This window comes from Flavobacterium sp. WC2421, from assembly GCF_040822115.1.
In the GTDB taxonomy this organism is placed as follows: Bacteria; Bacteroidota; Bacteroidia; order Flavobacteriales; family Flavobacteriaceae; genus Flavobacterium.
This window is the reverse complement of record NZ_CP162004.1, coordinates 3,480,799-3,499,872: the sequence shown is the minus strand read 5'-3', so window position 1 is coordinate 3,499,872 and position 19,074 is coordinate 3,480,799. Positions and strand designations below refer to the sequence as shown.

The following is a 19,074-nucleotide window of genomic DNA, read 5'->3' as shown; positions in this document are numbered from 1 at the left end:
AATGAAGGAATTCGTAAACGAAGAAGAAGAGGAATTAATAGCTCTCAAAAAAGAACACGAAGAATTTGTTTATATCGTTTCCCACGATCTAAAAAGTCCCATGAGAGCTATCACTAATATTACTAATTGGATTGAAGAAGACCTAGAAGGAATTAGTAATAATGAGGTCTTGGCTAATTTTAGTTTGTTGAAAAATAGAGTTGGACGTCTAGAAATGATGATGAATGCTTTACTGGAACTTTCAAGAGTCAATAATTTTGATAATGAAATGTATGAGTTTAATATTCCTCGAATGATAGCGGATTGTGTCGAACTGACAAAAGAAAAAGATAAAGCTGAATTTCATTTTTTGTATACAATTGAAAATGAAAACAGCAATTCTTTAGGTAAGAAACTACAAAAAGTACTAACAAATCTTTTAGATAACGCAATCCGATTTCACGATAAAGAGAAAATGAATATCTTTATTGAAGTAAATGAATCAGCAACGAATTACGAGTTTACTATAAGAGACGATGGACCTGGAATTCCAGAAGAAGTTAAAGAAAAAATTTTCAATATGTTCTATACCGTTAATTCAAAGGACATTCTAGAAACTACAGGGGCAGGATTAACAATTTGCAATAAAATAATAAAAAGGGTAGGTGGTAAAATGGAGTATTCACCTAGTATTGATAGGGGATCCGTTTTTAAATTTAATTGGCCCAAATAAAAAAATATAAATTTATTTTAAAATAAAAAAAATGAGTGAAAAATTAGTAAACATTTTATTAGTTGAAGATGACGAAGTAGATGTAATGAATGTTAAAAGAGCATTTTTAAAAAATAATATTAAAAATCCTCTTTTTATAGCTGGAAATGGTGTTGAAGCACTTGAAATGCTTGAAAATACTATAGTTCCTTTACCAAGAATTATTATTTTGGATATAAATATGCCGAAAATGAATGGGATTGAATTTTTGAAAATTGTTAGAGAAACGGAGAAACTGAAAAATATTTCTGTTTTTGTCATGACGACTTCAAATGAAGACAGTGATAAAATTAAAGCCTATGATCTTAATGTCGCAGGTTACATTCTTAAACCATTATCATTTGAAAAATTTCTTATGTCTGTTTCAACATTAAAAAATTATTGGCAGTTATGTGAGATGTAAAATTTTAAAATAATATTTATGAAGAATTTGAATATTATTGTGGTAGATAATAAAATTGATGCTCAAAGCACAAAAGATATTTTTTTGGGCCTAAACTATCAGTCTATTATTTATTTAGCTGAAAATGAAATTGAGGCATGGTCATTGTTACAAGGTAATACTAAATTAAGTCCAGTACCAAAAGTAATTTTTATAGATATAAATAGAGAAGGAGTAAACGGGATGGAATTATTGAAAAAAATAAGGAAACATCCAATATTAAAATCCCTCTTAGTTTTTGTATTAACCAATTCAGACAGTAACAAGAACGAAGCTTTAGACTTAAACATTGCTGGCTTTATTCATAAGCCTATGGATAAAGATAAAATAACTGAAGTTTACTCTATACTTAATGCATACTTAGACATTATTGAGTTTCCAAGAGATAATAATAAAATATGACAAAACCATTAAAAATATTAATAATTGATGATGATAAAGTTGATTCAATTACTATAATACGTTCTATTTCTCGTTCAGATATTAATGCTGAAATTGAAAGTGCTTATTCAGCAAAAGAAGGTTTTGAAAAATTGGAATCAGTTTGTTTTGATCTCATCTTTTTAGATTATATGATGCCAGATTCAGATGGAATAAGTATCCTTAAAAAAATAAGGAGCTTAGCCATAGAAACACCTGTGATTTTTATTACTTCTCAAGGAGATGAAAAAATTGCAAGTCAAGCGATTCTAGCTGGTGCTTCTGATTATATGCCTAAAACACTATTGACTTCTGATGGTATTTCCCATAGTGTGAGAAATGCTATGAAATTATTTGAAAGTCAGAATCTTCGTAAAAAAACTGAATTTGCTTTAAAAATAAATTCCAAAAGACTTTCTGAGGCTCAAAAGTTAGCCAAGATAGGGAGCTGGGAAATCAATTTGAATGATGGCGAGGTATTCTTTTCTGAAGAAATGTTTAAGATACTTGAATTAGATAATACAGTGATGCCATCAATGAGTACTTTTAAGTCTTGTATTACCTCTTCAAATGATATTTTATTATTTGAAAATAAACTAGAAGAAGTTAAGGCTAATAATGAAGAAGTTAGTTTTAGTCATCGCATTATGACTAAAAAAGGGACTATAAAACACATAAACGAATATATTATTTGTATTAATGATGAAAGTGATAAACCGTTCAAAGTTTTAGGAACCATTCAAGACATAACAGAACAGAAGAAAACAGAAAAAGAGTTAATTCATGCCAAAAATATAGCCGAAAACTCAGTACGAATTAAAGAGCGGTTCCTGACAAACATGAGTCATGAAATTCGTACTCCGATGAATGGAATTATTGGATTTGCTAGTATTCTTGAATTTACAGAATTGGATGGAAATCAAAAACAAAGTGTTGAAGCTATAAAAATAGCAGGAAAAAATTTAATGGTTATCATTAATGATATTTTAGATCTTTCTAAAATTGAAGCCGATAAAATGACATTTGAATCAATTGAATTTTCATTGTCAAAAACAGTGAATTCAGTTATTGAATTATTATCTCCTCTTTCAAATGAAAAAAAAGTTATTCTAAAAAGCACAATTGATCCTAAAATTAATGATGCATTAATTGGTGACCCAACACGATTATCTCAAATATTAATTAATCTTGTAGGGAATGCATTAAAATTTACGGAACAAGGACAAGTTGAATTAGTTGTAAATCAAGAGAAGAAGGCCGACAAGTCAACATTAGTTCTTTTTAATGTAATTGACACCGGAATAGGGATACCCGAAGATAAAATTGATGCTATATTTGAAAGTTTTAATCAAGCATCAAATGAAACTACTAGAAAATTTGGAGGAACGGGTTTAGGACTTACAATTACACGAAAATTAATAGAATTACAAGGTGGCTCTATTAAAGTAAAAAGTGAACTTTTAAAAGGGAGCGAGTTTTCATTTGGAATTCAATATAAAATAGCAGAATTAAATAGTATAGACTTGAATAGAGTATTAGCAAAACAATTGGATTTTAGTTTTTTAGAGAATAAAAATATTTTATTGGTTGAAGACAATAAGATTAATCAACTTCTAACAAAAAAAGTTTTTGAGAAGTGGAATAAACAAATTGAAATTGCCGAAAATGGGTTAATTGCTCTTGAAAAAATAATAGAAAATCAATATGATATTATTTTGATGGATATTCAAATGCCAGAAATGGATGGTAATGAAGTGACTGAAAAGGTGAGAAATCTTCCTGGAATAAAATCAAAAGTACCCATTATTGCTTTAACTGCACACGCTACTGCTGATGAAGAGAGGAGATGTATTAACTCAGGAATGAATGATTATTTATCAAAACCATTTGATTTTAATGTGCTTCTTGAAAAATTATATAGAAACCTTAATTTAGATATATAGGAATAAATTACTAAGTATAGTTTTTCTAAATTCATCCTTTTTATAATTCTATTTGAACATCTGTTAAAAAGATTTACATTTGTAATTCTTGAGAATAGAGAAAACCCTCGTTTTCTTAAGTTACTACGCCTTGACATAGGCATTTTGGCATGTGTGTCATTTCCAATTTTTTATTGGTTTTTCATTTTTTTTGGAAATTTAAATTTTTCCACTGCCATTATTTTTACAAATTTTTAAACAAAAGAATGAAACAGTATTTCAATTTATTCGATTTTACTCAAAAAGTAAATTACAAAACGGAAGTTTTAGCAGGTTTAACAGTCGCCATGACGATGATTCCTGAATCACTTTCTTTTGCAATTTTAGCTGGTTTTCCTCCCTTGGTAGGTTTATATGCTGCTTTTATAATGGGCTTGGTTACCGCTATTTTTGGAGGAAGACCAGGTTTGGTTTCAGGTGGAGCAGGAGCAACAGTTATTGTTTTAATTGCTTTAATGAAGTCAAATGGATTAGAATATGTTTTTGCAGCAGTCGCTTTGGCTGGTATTTTGCAAATATTGGTAGGACTGTTTAAGTTGGGTAAATTTATCCGACTCGTTCCACAGCCCGTTATGTTTGGATTTGTTAACGGTTTAGCCATTATTATTTTCATGTCCCAACTGGAACAATTCAAAACCATTGTTAATGGTCAAAGTGTTTGGTTATCTGGAAATCCATTATATATTATGGCGGGATTAGTACTGTTAACCATTGCCATTGTTTTGTTTTTTCCTAAAATAACAAAAGCAGTGCCAGCCTCCTTAGTTGCTATTATTGTAGTTTTTGGACTCGTTTTGGGTCTAGGAATTCATACAAAAACGGTGGCAGATATTGCTTCTATCAGTGGTGGTTTTCCTCCTTTTCATATTCCAAATATTGAATGGACTGTTGAAACCTTGCAATTGGTTTTTCCTTATGCTTTAATTATGGCTTCAGTTGGATTAACGGAGGGATTATTGACTTTAAATCTAGTAGATGAAATAACAGGAACTAAAGGAAAAGGAAACCGAGAGTGTATTGCACAAGGCAGTGCTAATGTATTGAATGGATTTTTCTTTGGTATGGGTGGTTGTCCTATGATTGCACAAACCTTGGTTAATTTATCAGCAGGTTCTAGAGCTCGTTTATCAGGAATTATTGCTGCTTTGACTATACTTGTCATTATTTTATTTGGAGCTCCTATCATTGAACAATTGCCTATTGCCGCACTAGTTGGGGTAATGATTATGGTTGCCATTGGTACATTTGAATGGATTAGTTTTAGAATAATTAACAAAATGCCAAAACAAGATATATTTGTTGGTGTCCTTGTGGCGGTGATTACCATTTTATTACACAATTTAGCCTTGGCAGTTTTAATCGGAGTTATAATTTCAGCTTTAGTTTTTGCTTGGGAAAGTGCCAAACGCATTCGAGCTAAAAAATATGTAGATGAAAAAGGGGTAAAACATTATGAAATATTTGGACCCTTATTTTTTGGTTCAACCACTGCTTTTGCTGAAAAATTTGATATTTTAAATGATCCAAATGATGTAATTGTAGATTTTAAAGAAAGTAAGATTGCTGATATGAGTGCTATCGATGCTGTAAATAAATTAACGGAACGATATGCCAAAGTAGGGAAGAAGATCCATTTGCGCCATTTAAGTGCCGACTGTCGTCAGTTACTTCACAATGCCGATGATGTTATCGATATCAATATCATCGAAGATCCCACTTACAAAGTGGCAATTGATTAAAATAAGAAAAGGACTTGAAATTATTCAAGTCCTTTTTTTATAAAATTTATTATTGTTTTACAAGTAAATAACTATCGGGTTCCATTTTATTTTCACCCGCTAAGATGGTTTCTTTAGAGTTTAATTTAATTTCAAGGGGTTGTTTTCCAAAATTGAAATAACATTTAATATGCTCTCCTTTAAAAGTTCTTTCAAATCGAATACAATCATTCGAAAACGATAAGTTTGTATAACTTCCATATTGAAGTGCAAGCTGGGAATTACGTAAAGCAATAAGTTTTTTATATTTATTTAAAATGGAATTTTCATTTTTATCTAAATTAACTACATTCAAGTTGGTGTAGTTTGGATTTACTTTAATCCAAGAAGATTTATCCGAAAAACCCGCAAATGATTGATTATTCCATTGCATTGGACTTCTTGACTTGTCTCGGTTGTGTTCGTTTCCAATTTTTAGTGCTTCGACTTTTGATTTTCCTGCTTTCAACGCCAATTCATATTGGGTACGCCCTTGAATGTCCATTATTTCAGTAATCGAATTAGCTACAATATTTTCCATTCCAATTTCTTCTCCATAATAAATAAAAGGCACTCCTTTGGCAGTTAACATCAAAGCGGCTAATGATTCGGCTCTTTTGGGATTGTTTTTTGCCAAACGATCAACCAAACGGGGCATATCATGACTTCCAAAAAAGAGTGTAGGGTAGTTTTGCATATTTTTCTCCATGCTTTGCAACTCATCATAGATTCTTTTGGCAGAGAATTCTTTGATGCTCCCAAAATTGAAATTAAAAACCACATCCAGTAAATCAGGAGATTGATACTGTTTAAGAACTTCTATTTTGTCGCTTCCTATTTCTCCTACGATAAACCGATTCTCATACTCATTTACCACCGATTTTATTGATTTCATGGCAGTTTTAACTCCTTTTTGATTGATGTCATTCAAATGTTCTTGAATACCATTTTTGAAAGGGTTGTCTTTTGTAATTCCATCTGTAGTAAGAAAGTTAATCACATCCATGCGAAAACCATCTACACCTAAATCCAACCAAAATCGTAACATTTTTTGAATCTCGGCAACTACTTTCGGGTTTCCCCAATTGAGATCAGCCATTCTGGTGTCAAATTGATGATAGTAGTATTGATTGGTATTCTTGTCGAACTCCCAAGCGGATCCTCCGAAAAAGGATTCCCAATTGTTGGGTTTGTCTTTCCAAATATAATAATCGCGATACGGATTGTCTTTTGACTTACGAGATTCTTGAAACCATTTTGAATCGGTGGAAGTATGGTTGACAACCATATCCATAATAATTTTAATATCTTTTTTATGGGCTTCCGCCAAAAATAGTTTGAAGTCTTCGATAGTACCATACGTGGGATCCACTTTGTAATAATTAGCAACATCATATCCGTTATCCACTTTGGGAGATTCTAGAAACGGGGTTAACCAAATTCCTTTTACACCAAGACCTTTAATATAATCCAATTTAGAGGTTAATCCCTTAAAATCACTAAATCCATCCCTATCGGAGTCTTTATAACTGGGCATGTAGATTTCGTAAAAAACCGATTCTTTCCACCACACTTTATCTGCAGTTGATTTCTTTTCTTTGTTGCAGGAGAAAAAAAGCAAAAGCATTACAATTGATATACCTATTTTGGAGTAGTTCATTTGATTTAAAATTCATTACAATTTACAAATACGAAATCACTGTATTATTCACATAATACTTTCCGTCTTTTAAGTTGATTCGTGATCCAGCTGGAATTTCAACAATCAACCGTGAAGCCATCATAGGAATTGTAATTTCTCCAGTCATAGATACATTTTTCAATATCACTTGATGAGTAATAGCATCGTATAAATCTACTTTTGCCTTATTTTTTGTTTGATAAGTAACCGTTTTTCCTTCTCCAAATGGATTGTACAATAGGGAAGTAGGGAAGGCGTCCCCGCGATAAAAATCAGTCGCTAAACAATTCAATTTTAGAATTTCTGGAACATTAGTTTTTTCAATAATAGCTCCTGCGATTCCTACATGACCACTTCCATAAACACTAAACTGAGAAACATCTGGATTTCCTTCTATCCAGTTGGGACCATCACCAATAGCAACAGGCGCTTGAATATTTTCATATTTTTTAAGATGTGATTTTTTGATCAAACCTTCATAGGCAATTACACCTTTAGTATACTCTTTTTGTTCTGGTATCGTTTGATGGTCATCTGCAATTTCGTATGGATAAAAGAATTTAATAGCATTACTGGCATTCAGCATCCATTTTCCAACTACATTGGCATATCTAGGGTCGTAACGAACCATTGGCACTAATGGCCACATGGAGTCATAGGTATTCATCAAAAAGGCAAAACCGCCATGATCAACCGTACTTCCCATTAATCCTGAAACATCATAACCATTCCAATTATCCAATAACATGCCCCATCCTTCTCTACATTCAGGAGTGCCGTTAAAGGTCCAATCCATAATTTTAGAGTAATCATAGTTTTTACCTTCTTCTGCATTTAATCGGGCTGCAACATAAGCGCCAAAAGGCATTAGTATTTCATAGTACCGATTGTCTTTTTGATTTAAAAGTGCTTGCAATGATGATTCGGCGCCTTTTAAATATTTAGGGTCTTTAAATTTTTGATAAGCCGAATAAAGCACATAGGCATGACCTGCGGCGACATCTTCTTGTTTGCAAATCCAACTGTCTTTAGGTTCTAAAGTGGAATAATCAAAAAAAGAATGATGGTAATTGCCCGCCATTGTTGAATCGGCTTGATAAAATTTATCAGCAATTGAACGTTGTATTGTTGTATAATCTTTTTCATTTGGATAAAAATCAGCAACCGCATAAAACATTAAATTGGGATACACATCATACCACCAGTCTCTAGCATAACCACCTCCTAGAAGAGCAACCTCAGGAGAAGTATTGTTCATGATTATATTCCATTTGGTATCACTATTGTAATAATTTTTTAGCATTCCTACATAGTCTTTCCCTTTTTGGTTGGACTTGTCAATTCCTACTAAACTGGCTCCCATCACGGATCCAATACTCGCTAACGATTCATGAAAAATGCCTTTATAATGTTCTACACCCTGTCTTACATCGCCCATGGCAGTGTAAATCCCGAAGGTTTCTTGATCGAAATTTTTACGGGAATCATCTTTCCAAATTAATGGCCAGTATTTCCCTGTTTGATTTGCATCGTACACTTTGGCATCGTAGTCTTTAGCTAATTGATTAAAATCTAAAATTTTAAATGGTTTTGGAAGGTTAGGCATTGCAGTTATGCGAGCTAACGATTCTTGCTTTACAGCAGGAACCAACGCCATTTTAGATTGAGTTACACTGCAAGAATTAAATCCAATACAGAGTAATAATAACGGTATATATGATTTTTTAAGCATGTTTATTTTCTAATTTTGATTGTTGATCCAAAAGTTGTTTGGCAATTAGTATAGAGAGTAATTGGATAACGGCAATGATTAATAAAGCATAACGCAAAGCATCATCGGCATTTCCAAAATAGGCGATTCCTAAGAAAGTTCCTGCTCCTAAGAGGCGTCCTGCATACAAACCAAATTCATGATTTAAGATATACGAGAATTCATTTCGGTTTTCTACTTCCGATAATAAATCGATAACTCTAAGTTGGATAGGGAAGTAGGCAATGTCAAGAATGGGCCTTGCTATCAATAATAGAAAGATAAAAATAATTACTCCTGTCGAATTAAACATTAGACTATTAAAAAAGGAAGCTAAAAAGAAAAAGATTAGTCCGATACTAAAAATGACCAACCGATGTTTAGGAGAGGAAAGTTTCCCTAAAATCAACATAATAACTGCCGCGATAATAGCGCCTACTGATTGTGCGGTTCCTAATGCGCCTTCAGAGGCAAAAAATTTCATCATAAGCATCGCTGGAGCTGTTACTATAAATCCTTGAGCTAAGCCTTTCAAAACCGCCATTTGCAGCATTTTTGTCCAAAGTTTGTGGAATTTAAAATATAGAAATTTTTCATTTTTAGGTTTTTCATAATCTCCAAAATGAAATACTATTGATGCTAAAATGGTGAAAATAAATACAATTCCAGTAACTACCTTATATCCAGAATTAACTCCTGCATTAGAAGTTCCATTTCCATTCATTAAATACCATCCAATAATTACTGGAACAATAACGGCTGTTAAAGTGTAGAAAAAAGTATCTAAACCATAATAAAAATTTCGAGTTTTATCGCTTGTGGTAGCCAGTACCAAGTAATCTCTATTGGACCAATACAGGCCAAATGACATTCCCATAATCAAGCCCGCAGGGATTATTCCGTAATACGTTATTTCTGTCAAAGACATCATAAACACCATAGAAACGCCACTCAATAGCATACCAAGTGAAAACAATTTTTTAATTTTTATTTTATTTAGCAAAAAACCATTTATGAAAAAAGTGACTGGAATACCAGTATATATGGCTAATTGATAGAGCATCACTTTTGATGGATCATTTGAATTTCGCATTATGTAAGAGGCTACAAAAATATCAATTACGGGCAATACAAATGAATATATTAAATTGGTAAGTATTAATATTTTGGTGCTTCTAGTGAAATCCTTCAAGCCTATTCTTGCTAATTTTTCCATTATACGTGTAGTGTTTTTAAGATTTCTGTAATAGAAAACGTGGCTAAACCAACAAATTCATCTGCAGCCCCATAATACATTTGAATTTCATCTCCCTTAACAATATGGCCATTGGTAAAAATTACTTCGCCAAAAAAGCCAGTACGTTCATACGTTTCCATTGGTTCCATAATAGGTTCTTCGGAGCGCGCCAAAACGATAGATGGGTCTTCTAAATCTAATAAAAGGGCCCCAAGACAATACCTGTTTTCTTTTGTAGCACCATGATATATCTCTAACCAGCCTTTATCTGTTTTTATGGGTGCCGCTCCTGCACCAAGGCGTTTGCTGTCAAATTTTCCTTCACGCGTTTTAGCGATGCATTTATGGTTCCCCCAATGTACGCCATCAGGTGATTCGGCTAGCCATATATAATTACCTCCCAATTCAGGACTGCTAGGTCTATGTAAAGCATAAAATTTATCGTTGAATTTTTCTTCAAAAATGGCACAATCTTTATTGTGTGGACTAAAAATCATCCCCTTTTTTTCAAAAGTTTTCCAATCCTTTGTTGTTCTAAGCCCAACACCAACACCATTTGCAGAAACCATCGTATAGGTAAGGTGATAGGTATCTTCAATTTTGGTAACACGACAATCTTCAATACCATAGGATTCATATTCTCCTTCTCCAAAAAGAGAAGAATACTCAGGGTCTTCTATGAAATTAACGCTGTCTGTGCTCCAAACTAATCGCAAATGAGAAATAGTGGTTAGGTAATCGGTCCCATCATATTTAATTACTCTTGAATCGGAAGCATTTAATTTAGGGTCATCTAATTTAAAATTTAAAATTTCAATTTTCCCCTCATTATTATAAATTGGAACTGATAAAAGGCCGTCCTTTTGAACTGTTCTTTCGGCAACTCTTAAAAGTAACCCTATTCTTCCATTGAATTCAAATGCTCCTGGGTTAAGCAAACATTCGATAATCATAGCATCATCACTAGCATTTAAGTCTTTTGGAGATAGTATGGGATTGTTTTTATAGCGATTGGCAATATCTGTCATTTGGGATTATTTTGTTTTTGATAAATTAGAAAAGTATTTTTTTTAATAAAAAAACAGAAGCGGAATAAGTTAATTATTTGCTAATCAAGGTTATAATAAATCTAAATAAAAGCCCCTTTTATGATAATATGATTGATTTTGAGAGTGTACGTTTTTGAATTTAACGTTCGTATAGCAACAACAGGATTGTTTTTTATTTCTTTTTATACATATGAATCGATTGTCCCACAAGTTTCCATTCCTTTTTTATTTTTTCTAATAATCGAATTTCATAAGAATAACTTATTGTTCCGTCTTTGGCAGTAGATTCTTCATTGTGACTTACCCATGCAGTATTGCCATTGATACTCATTTTATAATTGGTATTTTTAGAGCTTCCGCCTCTAGGAGTGGTGTCTTCCGTAACTTTCACCATTTCAGCTGGTGGTACGTCGTACGTATTTCCATCCGTTGTAGAAACTAATATTCGACTATAAGGCTGAATATGCCAGCAAGAAGCGTGTGCTTTACTATCTCCTGAACGATAGGTTGCTGATTCTTTTTCAAGTAGCTTTTTGATGTTTTCCTGTTCACTATTTTGTGCTTTACTTTCCATTGCAAATAAACTAATAAGAAGACAAATTGATATTTTCCAGTTCATAATGATACGATTTGATTGATTATAATTAGGGCTACTGATTGTTCTTTAAAAGCAAATTTTTTTAGAGGAAGCATATAGCATTAAATGTAAATATATATAAATTTAAAAAACAAAACTGAATTTTTACAAATGTTTGAAATTACAAACCCTTTTAACATAAAAAAGCAGGATACTAGTCCTGCTTTTAATTGAATAAATTTTTACATTATTCTGTTATCTCCACTTGGGTAACAGGTCCGTACTTTTCAGCTATTTTTTTTATCTCTGAGGCTTTACCAACGAGTACAAACTGTAATTTGTCTTTAGGATAGTATTTCTCAATAATTTGGTTTGCTTTGGCTAAATCTAGTCCGTCTACATTCTTCTCAAAATTATCAATGTAAGAACGATCAAGATCATACCAATGCATTTGCGAAAGCAAGCTCGCCAATTGTCCAGCTGTTTCATAACGTGGAGGAAATTGTCCTTTTACATAGTTTTTGGCTGAAGCCAATGATTGCTCATCAATTCCGTTTGTATGTAATTTCTTTAATACTTCTAGTAATTTATCTATTGTAGCTTCCGTAGTATTTACAGCTGTAAATGTACTCATAATGAATGAACCCCCATTTTTCAAGGCGCTAAAACGACTACTTGCTCCATACGTAAGACCGGAGTTTACCCTTAATTCATCATTTAACATCGATGTAAATCGACCGCCAAATAAGGTGTTGACTACATCAATTGCTACATAATCAGGATTATTTCTATTTATTCCAGAAGCGCCAATATACATAGTTGTCTCTTTGGCATCGTCTTTATTTACTAATAACACTTTATTTTCAGTAGGAATGGCAATTGGTTTTGAAGCCAAGTTTTCTTTCTCATGTGTACCGTTTTTCCAATTAGAAAATAATTTTGTTAGCGTTTTTTTCATCTCTACCGAATTAAAATCTCCCACAATACTGATAACAGATTCATCGGGTCTATAATTGGTTTTGTAAAAATCCTTTACATCATCTACAGATAGTTTACCTACAGTAGTTTTGGTACCATTGATATTATTACCATAGACATGATTGCCGTATAAAAGACCATCAAAGTAAAATCCTATTACAGATCGCGGGCTTTCTTTTTGTTGCTCTAAACGAACTAGTAGCCTAGCTTTCTCCTTTTCAAATTCGGTACTATCAAAAACCGGATTCAGTACCACTTCTTTGATTAATAAAAGAACTTTTTCTTTGTCTTTGGCAGCAAAATTAGAGGATAGTCCAGCGTATTCTTTGTTGGCGTAGGTATCAATATTAGCACCTATAAAATCCAGTTCTTCTTCCAGTTTGGCTTTGGAAAAACTGATGGTTCCGTGTTTAAGAGCGGTTGCAGTCAATGAAGCAAGTCCTGCTTTTTCATGATCGTAAATAGCTCCTGCAGGGAATAAAATAGAAACATCAACAATAGGAACATCATGTTGTTCCATTAAGTTAAATGTAAGTCCGTTACTCAATCTGAAAGTGGTATAGTTAGGTAATTTATAACCTTGTGCTATTATATTGATTGAACTAAAAACCAATAGGCAAATGAGTATGTATTTTTTATTTATTGATTCCATAAAATTAGTTTTCTACATTAGTTTTTAATACACCTACAGTTCGATTGCTTTTTGTGAAGTATTTTTTGGCTACATGCTGTACATCAGCTACGGTAACTTTATTGTAGTTTTTTGGTGCGTCAAACATTTTTTTATAATCACCAAAAAAGACTTCATAGGTTCCAATATTGTTCGACTTCCCGTTGATGGTTTCTACCTGACCGTAAAATTCCATTAACTTTTGATTTTTTATTTTTTGAAGCTCTCTTTCACTGATTCCGTCTTTTTTTATTTTTTCAATTTCAGTATAGATGGCATTTTCTAAATCCACTTCACTAACATTAGTATTAGCAACGGCATAAATATTAAAAAGGCCTGGGTCAAAACTATCCCCATAATCGGTAAAAATTTGATTGGCAATTTGCTGTTTGTCTACTAGTGAAGTATATAATCTTGAGGATTCTCCACTTGAAAGTATAGAACTCAATATGTTCAAGGCATAATAATCTTCGTTTTTTGATTCTGGCGTATGGTATCCAATCATCAAGTACGGATTAGCCACTTCTTTTTGAACCGTAATCCTGCGTTCTCCTTTTTGTGCTGGTTCCACGATATGTACCACTGGTGGAGCTGGTTGTGCGGGAATTGGCTCTAGGTATTTTTCGGCAAATTGTTTTACTTGGTCAAATTTGATTGCTCCTGAAACGACTACTACACAATTATTAGGGGCGTAATAGGTTTTAAAATAGTGTTCTAAATCTGCTTGTGTCCAGTTTTTCATATCATCCTCATAACCTATAACTGGCCAGTGGTACGGATGTTCTTGAAAAGCAGTGGCTTGCATCGATTGTGATAAAAGTCTCCAAGGGGAGTTTTCTAATCCTGTACTGCGCTCACTTAATACCACGCCTCTTTCGCTTTCCACCATTTTGGGATCAATACTCAAACTGGCAATACGATCGCCTTCTAAGTCAAAAATAGTCTCGGTGGCCGATGCTGGAAACCAATCTGTGTATACGGTTACATTTTCGGTGGTATAAGCATTATTCGCACCACCATTAAATTCCATGGTACGGTCAAATTGTTTTGGGCCATATTTTTTTGCTCCATTAAACATCATGTGTTCAAAAAAATGCGAAAGTCCCGTAATTCCTTGGTGTTCATTGCGACTTCCTACTTTGTAAAACAAATACATATTGGCATTGGGAATCGAAAAATCCTCCACAACCAGAAATTTCATTCCGTTTTTAAGAGTGAATGTTTTTACATCATCTGCTTTCATTTGTGCCCTAGAAATAAAAGACAGCAAAAGAAACAGCGGCAGTATTATTTTTTTCATAGTACAATTTTTATTAAATGGTTAAAGGGTGTAAGGAAAATATAAATAGCAATTATGCTACCTTTCAAAGCCTATATTTTTGTTAGACTGTTTTTATGCTAATTGTTACAGTTAAAAATGGGTTTTTGTATGTTTTTTCTAGTTGTTTTTTTTAAAACTTTCTATTTGTCTTCGGTGTCTCAAAATATGTACAATAGCATGTTCCATCAATTGCTCGATGTCATACAATTGCCCCCAAGAAGTCATTATTTTTTTCGAATTGTCATATTCTTCGAGTTCCTCATCGTGAATGGATTCAAAGGTTTTTTGGGTAAAAGCAATTACAGCATCTAAGTCCTCTTTGTAATCAGAAATGCTGGAATGATACTTTTTATCAGGTCGTTTGGCATTTGGGTCTTTTAAATTTTGGATGTAAATACAATAGGAGTAACCTGCACTGACAACATGTGTTAGCATCGCTTGTATGGATTTGCAGTCGGGGTTGGTAGTCGTTTCATCAAGAATTGCAACTAAAGTAGTGGGACTTATATCTTCAATCACTGCTTGTAATTCCCGAATTACTTTTTCATATTCGGCTACTAAGGCAAGTACTGCATTTCTTCTTTTTAGCATCATACTGTTTTTATAATTGTGCCCAACTTATACAATGGGTTTGCTAAAATGAAACGCACTGATGGTAAAATCTTCTTTGAAGTATAGTTTGTGTGCTACCGTTCTTAGGTGTCCACTATCTAGATGAACCGCTTTACAATTTTGATTAGCCGCAATTTCATAAAGATGTTTTAATAACATAGTTGCGTGTCCTTTTCCTCTGGCCGATTCAAGGGTGGACAAATCATCGATATACAACATTTTACCACAATAGAGCATACTATAAATGCGATATCCAGCAATTGAAACTACTTTGTGATCTTCGATTATGTATAAAAGAACATATCCTTCCTTTTGCATTTCTTTTATTTGGTTCACAAAAAGATGGGGTTGCAACATGGGTCTTAATGCATAAAGTGCTTCCCAGCACATCAAAATTTCTTGATCAGTGATTGCGATTGTAATTGCTGCCATTATATGTGGTTTTAGGAATGGATTTAAATTCAAATTAGAATACTAATTTACTATTTATTTTTCAAATGACTTTGTAAAATTATAATTCAAAATCAAACCTGTATTTTCATTCGAATAATGAATGGATACGTACTTTGGAACTTAATTCAATGGATCTAAAATAGAATGATTAGTTTCTTAATTATCTACCACATCACAGGATTGATCCAGTAGGTTGCGCTTGAAATTGAATTGAAAACTAGTGCTTTACCAAACAAGTACCACACGAAAGGATTCGGTAGCGGAGGGGCTGTTGGCGGTTGTGTTTTTTATTTATTTAATTCAGATTCCATTTTATTTAAGTTTTGTGTGTACTGATTTTCGGATTTAGACCATTTTTCAGCCTCACTTTTCCACTTATTAAACTTAATTACATCTTTTGTTTTAAAATATTCATATGCTAAATTATATGCAGTTTCTTGAATGAAATTTTGTTCCTTACATATTTTAGACATTGTTAAATAAGTTTCTGCTACTTTTTCAAAATTCAAAAGTTTTGTATAAGTATAAGCCAATTCTTTATAAGTATAACAGTCTTCTGGATTTTCTATAATTGCTTTTTTTAATGATATTTCTGCCTTATCAAATTTCTGTAAAGCATTATAAGAAAATGCTAATTCAGTTTGTAATCCTTTAAATTTCGGATTAATTTTATCTACTTTTTCTAAAAAAGTTAAAGCCTTCTCGCATTCGTTCCAGCCATTATACATATAACCCCAACGATATAATCTTTCAACAGAATTTTCATCAGTTTTATATGTTTTTAACCAATTAGGTGTTTTTTCAATATTTAGTTCTTTAAATTTTGCTTCAGGAATTTCAGCTATTGCAGTTCTGTTTGGTTGAAGCCTTGCTTTTATAAAACCTACTTCATTTTTAGTTTCATTATCTATTCTAATAAATTTACCATCTTTTTCAATTTTAAATTTTCCCTCATAGTTTAAGGTTAATCCTGCTTGTGAATCGATATAAATAAATCCTAATGTATAAGTACTATCTTTTTCCATTTGGTATGCAATCCACTTATCTTCACATTGAACGTTTGTTTTGTCAAACTTTAAAATATTTTGAGCATTTAAAGTAATTGAAAAAAATGTAAAAAGGATTAAAATATATTTCATAAAATGTTGTTTTTTAAAGTTCTGCTGTAATATAACCGCTAACGTGTTGCCTTTGAGATGGTTGGGAATTCGTAATCTTTCAACTTTCTCCTTTGCAGCAAAGGTGATGCGAAACGAATTCCACTAAATTCGCAAATGGCGCAAGACGTGTGTTGGGCGATCGTTATTATTCCAAATATTTGTCAGATTTATCATTGAGCCAATTCAAAGCACTAATTGTTATGGTTAAATCTTCATTATTTAAATCTTTTGCATGTGCATCAATTCTATTTGTATTTACAATATCTAAATACATTTCAAATTTTGGTTTATCCAAATATATATTCTCAAAATCACTCCAATTTTTTGTTATGTAGACTTTTAAGTCTAATAAATAAATTTCTCCTTTATCTGAAAAAATATCATTTAAATTTAATTGATTTAATTTTTCTCTTCTTCTTTCTTCAATACACTTTAAGAAATGGTCTTTAGCTTTAGCACCAAATTTTGATTTAATATTCAACTTAATTATTTCTCTGATTTTTAATTCAAGTTGATTTCTTCTATTTGTTACAAGTTCCCATTTATCTTCAACGGTAACTATTTTTCTTTTATTTATAGATTTTTCAATCACATAATCTCTTACTGCATTAATTTTGATGTGATATTTATTAGTGTCTGATTTTTCAATTAAGTTATAGCCTAATAAGTGAATGATTGGTTGTTCAGAAAAACTAGTTATTTCTTCAAATTTTTCTCTGTTATCAAGAACTAGCGCCTCTAAAAGTTCATATTCGTTCGGATACCATTTTTTTAGAACATCAACAATTACTTCTACATAGTCAATTAGGCCTTTATTAAAATCTTGAATTTTCTCCTTGTAGTATAATTTTGTTACTTTCAAAGGTCTTTGTTTAGAAAGGGATTGATGAATTTTTGAACAAAGTTGTCTAATTAAAAAAGGATGTCCTCCAAAATCATCAGTTAAGAAAGTAAATATTTCTTTATCAAAATCTAATCCCATATAGTTACCAATATTCTTAACCATTTCTTCAACATCATTATGATTGAATAGTTTTAAATAATTTGGTGTAATCATTCTGTAAATAGGATTGTCATGTCCGTTAACGGTACCTGTTTCAATTGTTTTAGGATTTACTCCTGCAATAACAAAAGAAAATAAAGTTTGATTTTTTTGATAAATTGCTCGAAGTGATTGCCAAAAGTAAAGAAAATCATTTTCCTCTCTCCAATGTTTTGTTGGAGATATTTCAAATGTTATGTTTTCAATTTCATCAAAAATTATTAATATTCTCTGATTATTTTGATGATTAAATATTTTTTTTAAATCTTCTTCAAAATATTTTGAGGCATCCTTTTCATTATAGTTTTTATTAAATTCAATATCTAAAATAATATCATTTCTTTCTTGGATTTGTTGGACTAGTTCATTTATCAAATATTCTAAACACTCGTACCATCTTCTTAAATGAAAAGAAGGTTCTTGACAATCAATAAAAACAGTGTTTTCATTTCGTAAATTTAAATATCTATTTAATGCATATAGTACAGATGTTTTTCCAATTTTTCTTAATCCAAATAAACCGCTATTTTCTCCTGATTTATATTTGTCATAAAAGAATTGGACAGTCGCTGTTCTACCATAAAAATATGCATCATTTTGTAAAGGTGATTCAAATGCAAATAAATCTCTGCCATAGAAATATTCTTTAAGACGTTGATTTATTATTTGTTCTGGCAAGTTTTTGTAGAAATCCAAGTAATTGAAAGGAATTATTATTCTTGAATCTGGATTTTGTTGAATTAAAGAATTTACTTTCTTTTTAATATTATTGTCTTTACTTATTAAAATTAGACATAATTTATCAAGTCTATTTTGATAGTCTGACATTAATTTATCAACATAATCAAAAGTTCGATTATCAAAATCATGATGATTAGTTATTAATAATAATATTTCATTTTGAAATCTAAATTGTTCTCTTAATGAATCAGTTGGTTTAAGGAATACATAATTATATGATATGCCTTTAAAAACATGTGTTTTAGCAAATGTTATTTCAAATAGTAATCCGAAATTTTGAATAATTTCTTTTTCAGCTTGATTAAAAAAAGCTTTATCCAAATTAACTGATCGATGTATTCCTATAGCCATATTTTTGTTCTGTTTTTTATAATGTCGCCCAACGTTTTGCCACTTTGAGATGGCTGGAAGTTCGTAACCGCTCAATTTTCGGCTTAACGAAAACTTGATG

General features: G+C 31.8%; 16 protein-coding genes. 5 read left to right on the top strand and 11 right to left on the bottom strand.

The annotated features are described in order from the left end of the window. Position 1: 1 nt before the first annotated feature. The 5 genes from AB3G33_RS14940 (at position 2) to AB3G33_RS14920 (ending at position 5,334) form a co-directional block, all read left to right on the top strand. Complete coding sequence (locus tag AB3G33_RS14940) at positions 2–712, top strand: ATP-binding protein (protein WP_367771034.1); 711 nt, start codon at positions 2–4, stop codon at positions 710–712. A 31-nt stretch (positions 713–743) separates the two neighbouring features. Further along, positions 744–1,154 (top strand): response regulator, encoded by a 411-nt coding sequence (locus AB3G33_RS14935; RefSeq protein WP_367771031.1) that lies wholly within the window; start codon positions 744–746, stop codon positions 1,152–1,154. Positions 1,155–1,172: 18 nt separating this feature from the next. After that, positions 1,173–1,595, top strand: a complete 423-nt coding sequence (locus AB3G33_RS14930) for a response regulator (protein ID WP_367771028.1) — start codon at positions 1,173–1,175, stop codon at positions 1,593–1,595. After that, complete coding sequence (locus AB3G33_RS14925) at positions 1,592–3,556, top strand: response regulator (RefSeq protein ID WP_367771025.1); 1,965 nt, start codon at positions 1,592–1,594, stop codon at positions 3,554–3,556. The genes AB3G33_RS14930 and AB3G33_RS14925 overlap by 4 nt, the downstream gene beginning before the upstream one ends. A 245-nt stretch (positions 3,557–3,801) precedes the next feature. Next, positions 3,802–5,334: a SulP family inorganic anion transporter gene (locus AB3G33_RS14920; protein WP_367771022.1), complete on the top strand. Its 1,533-nt coding sequence runs from the start codon at positions 3,802–3,804 to the stop codon at positions 5,332–5,334. A gap of 49 nt (positions 5,335–5,383) precedes the next feature. Here AB3G33_RS14920 and AB3G33_RS14915 read toward each other — a convergent pair whose 3' ends face one another. From AB3G33_RS14915 to AB3G33_RS14865, 11 genes are all read right to left on the bottom strand, one after another. Next, the gene (locus tag AB3G33_RS14915; RefSeq protein ID WP_367771019.1) at positions 5,384–7,012 is read right to left on the bottom strand and encodes an alpha-glucosidase; all 1,629 of its coding nucleotides are present in this window, start codon (positions 7,010–7,012) and stop codon (positions 5,384–5,386) included. Between the two features lie 22 nt (positions 7,013–7,034). Then, on the bottom strand, positions 7,035–8,765 hold the full coding sequence (locus AB3G33_RS14910; protein WP_367771016.1) for a hypothetical protein: 1,731 nt from the start codon (positions 8,763–8,765) through the stop codon (positions 7,035–7,037). Next, positions 8,758–9,999: an MFS transporter gene (locus AB3G33_RS14905; protein ID WP_367771013.1), complete on the bottom strand. Its 1,242-nt coding sequence runs from the start codon at positions 9,997–9,999 to the stop codon at positions 8,758–8,760. The genes AB3G33_RS14910 and AB3G33_RS14905 overlap by 8 nt, the downstream gene beginning before the upstream one ends. Continuing rightward, positions 9,999–11,048: a glycoside hydrolase family 130 protein gene (locus tag AB3G33_RS14900; protein ID WP_367771011.1), complete on the bottom strand. Its 1,050-nt coding sequence runs from the start codon at positions 11,046–11,048 to the stop codon at positions 9,999–10,001. Before AB3G33_RS14900 ends, AB3G33_RS14905 begins: the two co-directional genes overlap by 1 nt. Before the next feature lie 193 nt (positions 11,049–11,241). After that, positions 11,242–11,688 (bottom strand): endo-arabinase, encoded by a 447-nt coding sequence (locus AB3G33_RS14895; RefSeq protein WP_367754162.1) that lies wholly within the window; start codon positions 11,686–11,688, stop codon positions 11,242–11,244. Between the two features lie 205 nt (positions 11,689–11,893). Then, the gene (locus tag AB3G33_RS14890; RefSeq protein WP_367771008.1) at positions 11,894–13,276 is read right to left on the bottom strand and encodes a M16 family metallopeptidase; all 1,383 of its coding nucleotides are present in this window, start codon (positions 13,274–13,276) and stop codon (positions 11,894–11,896) included. 4 nt (positions 13,277–13,280) lie between these two features. Further along, on the bottom strand, positions 13,281–14,594 hold the full coding sequence (locus AB3G33_RS14885) for a M16 family metallopeptidase (protein WP_367771005.1): 1,314 nt from the start codon (positions 14,592–14,594) through the stop codon (positions 13,281–13,283). Between the two features lie 138 nt (positions 14,595–14,732). Next, positions 14,733–15,209: a DinB family protein gene (locus AB3G33_RS14880; RefSeq protein ID WP_367771002.1), complete on the bottom strand. Its 477-nt coding sequence runs from the start codon at positions 15,207–15,209 to the stop codon at positions 14,733–14,735. Between the two features lie 24 nt (positions 15,210–15,233). Continuing rightward, the gene (locus AB3G33_RS14875; protein WP_367770999.1) at positions 15,234–15,659 is read right to left on the bottom strand and encodes a GNAT family N-acetyltransferase; all 426 of its coding nucleotides are present in this window, start codon (positions 15,657–15,659) and stop codon (positions 15,234–15,236) included. Positions 15,660–15,967: 308 nt separating this feature from the next. Continuing rightward, positions 15,968–16,819 (bottom strand): tetratricopeptide repeat protein, encoded by an 852-nt coding sequence (locus AB3G33_RS14870; RefSeq protein WP_367770997.1) that lies wholly within the window; start codon positions 16,817–16,819, stop codon positions 15,968–15,970. 166 nt (positions 16,820–16,985) lie between these two features. Continuing rightward, on the bottom strand, positions 16,986–18,974 hold the full coding sequence (locus AB3G33_RS14865; RefSeq protein WP_367770994.1) for an AAA-like domain-containing protein: 1,989 nt from the start codon (positions 18,972–18,974) through the stop codon (positions 16,986–16,988). Positions 18,975–19,074: the final 100 nt, after the last annotated feature.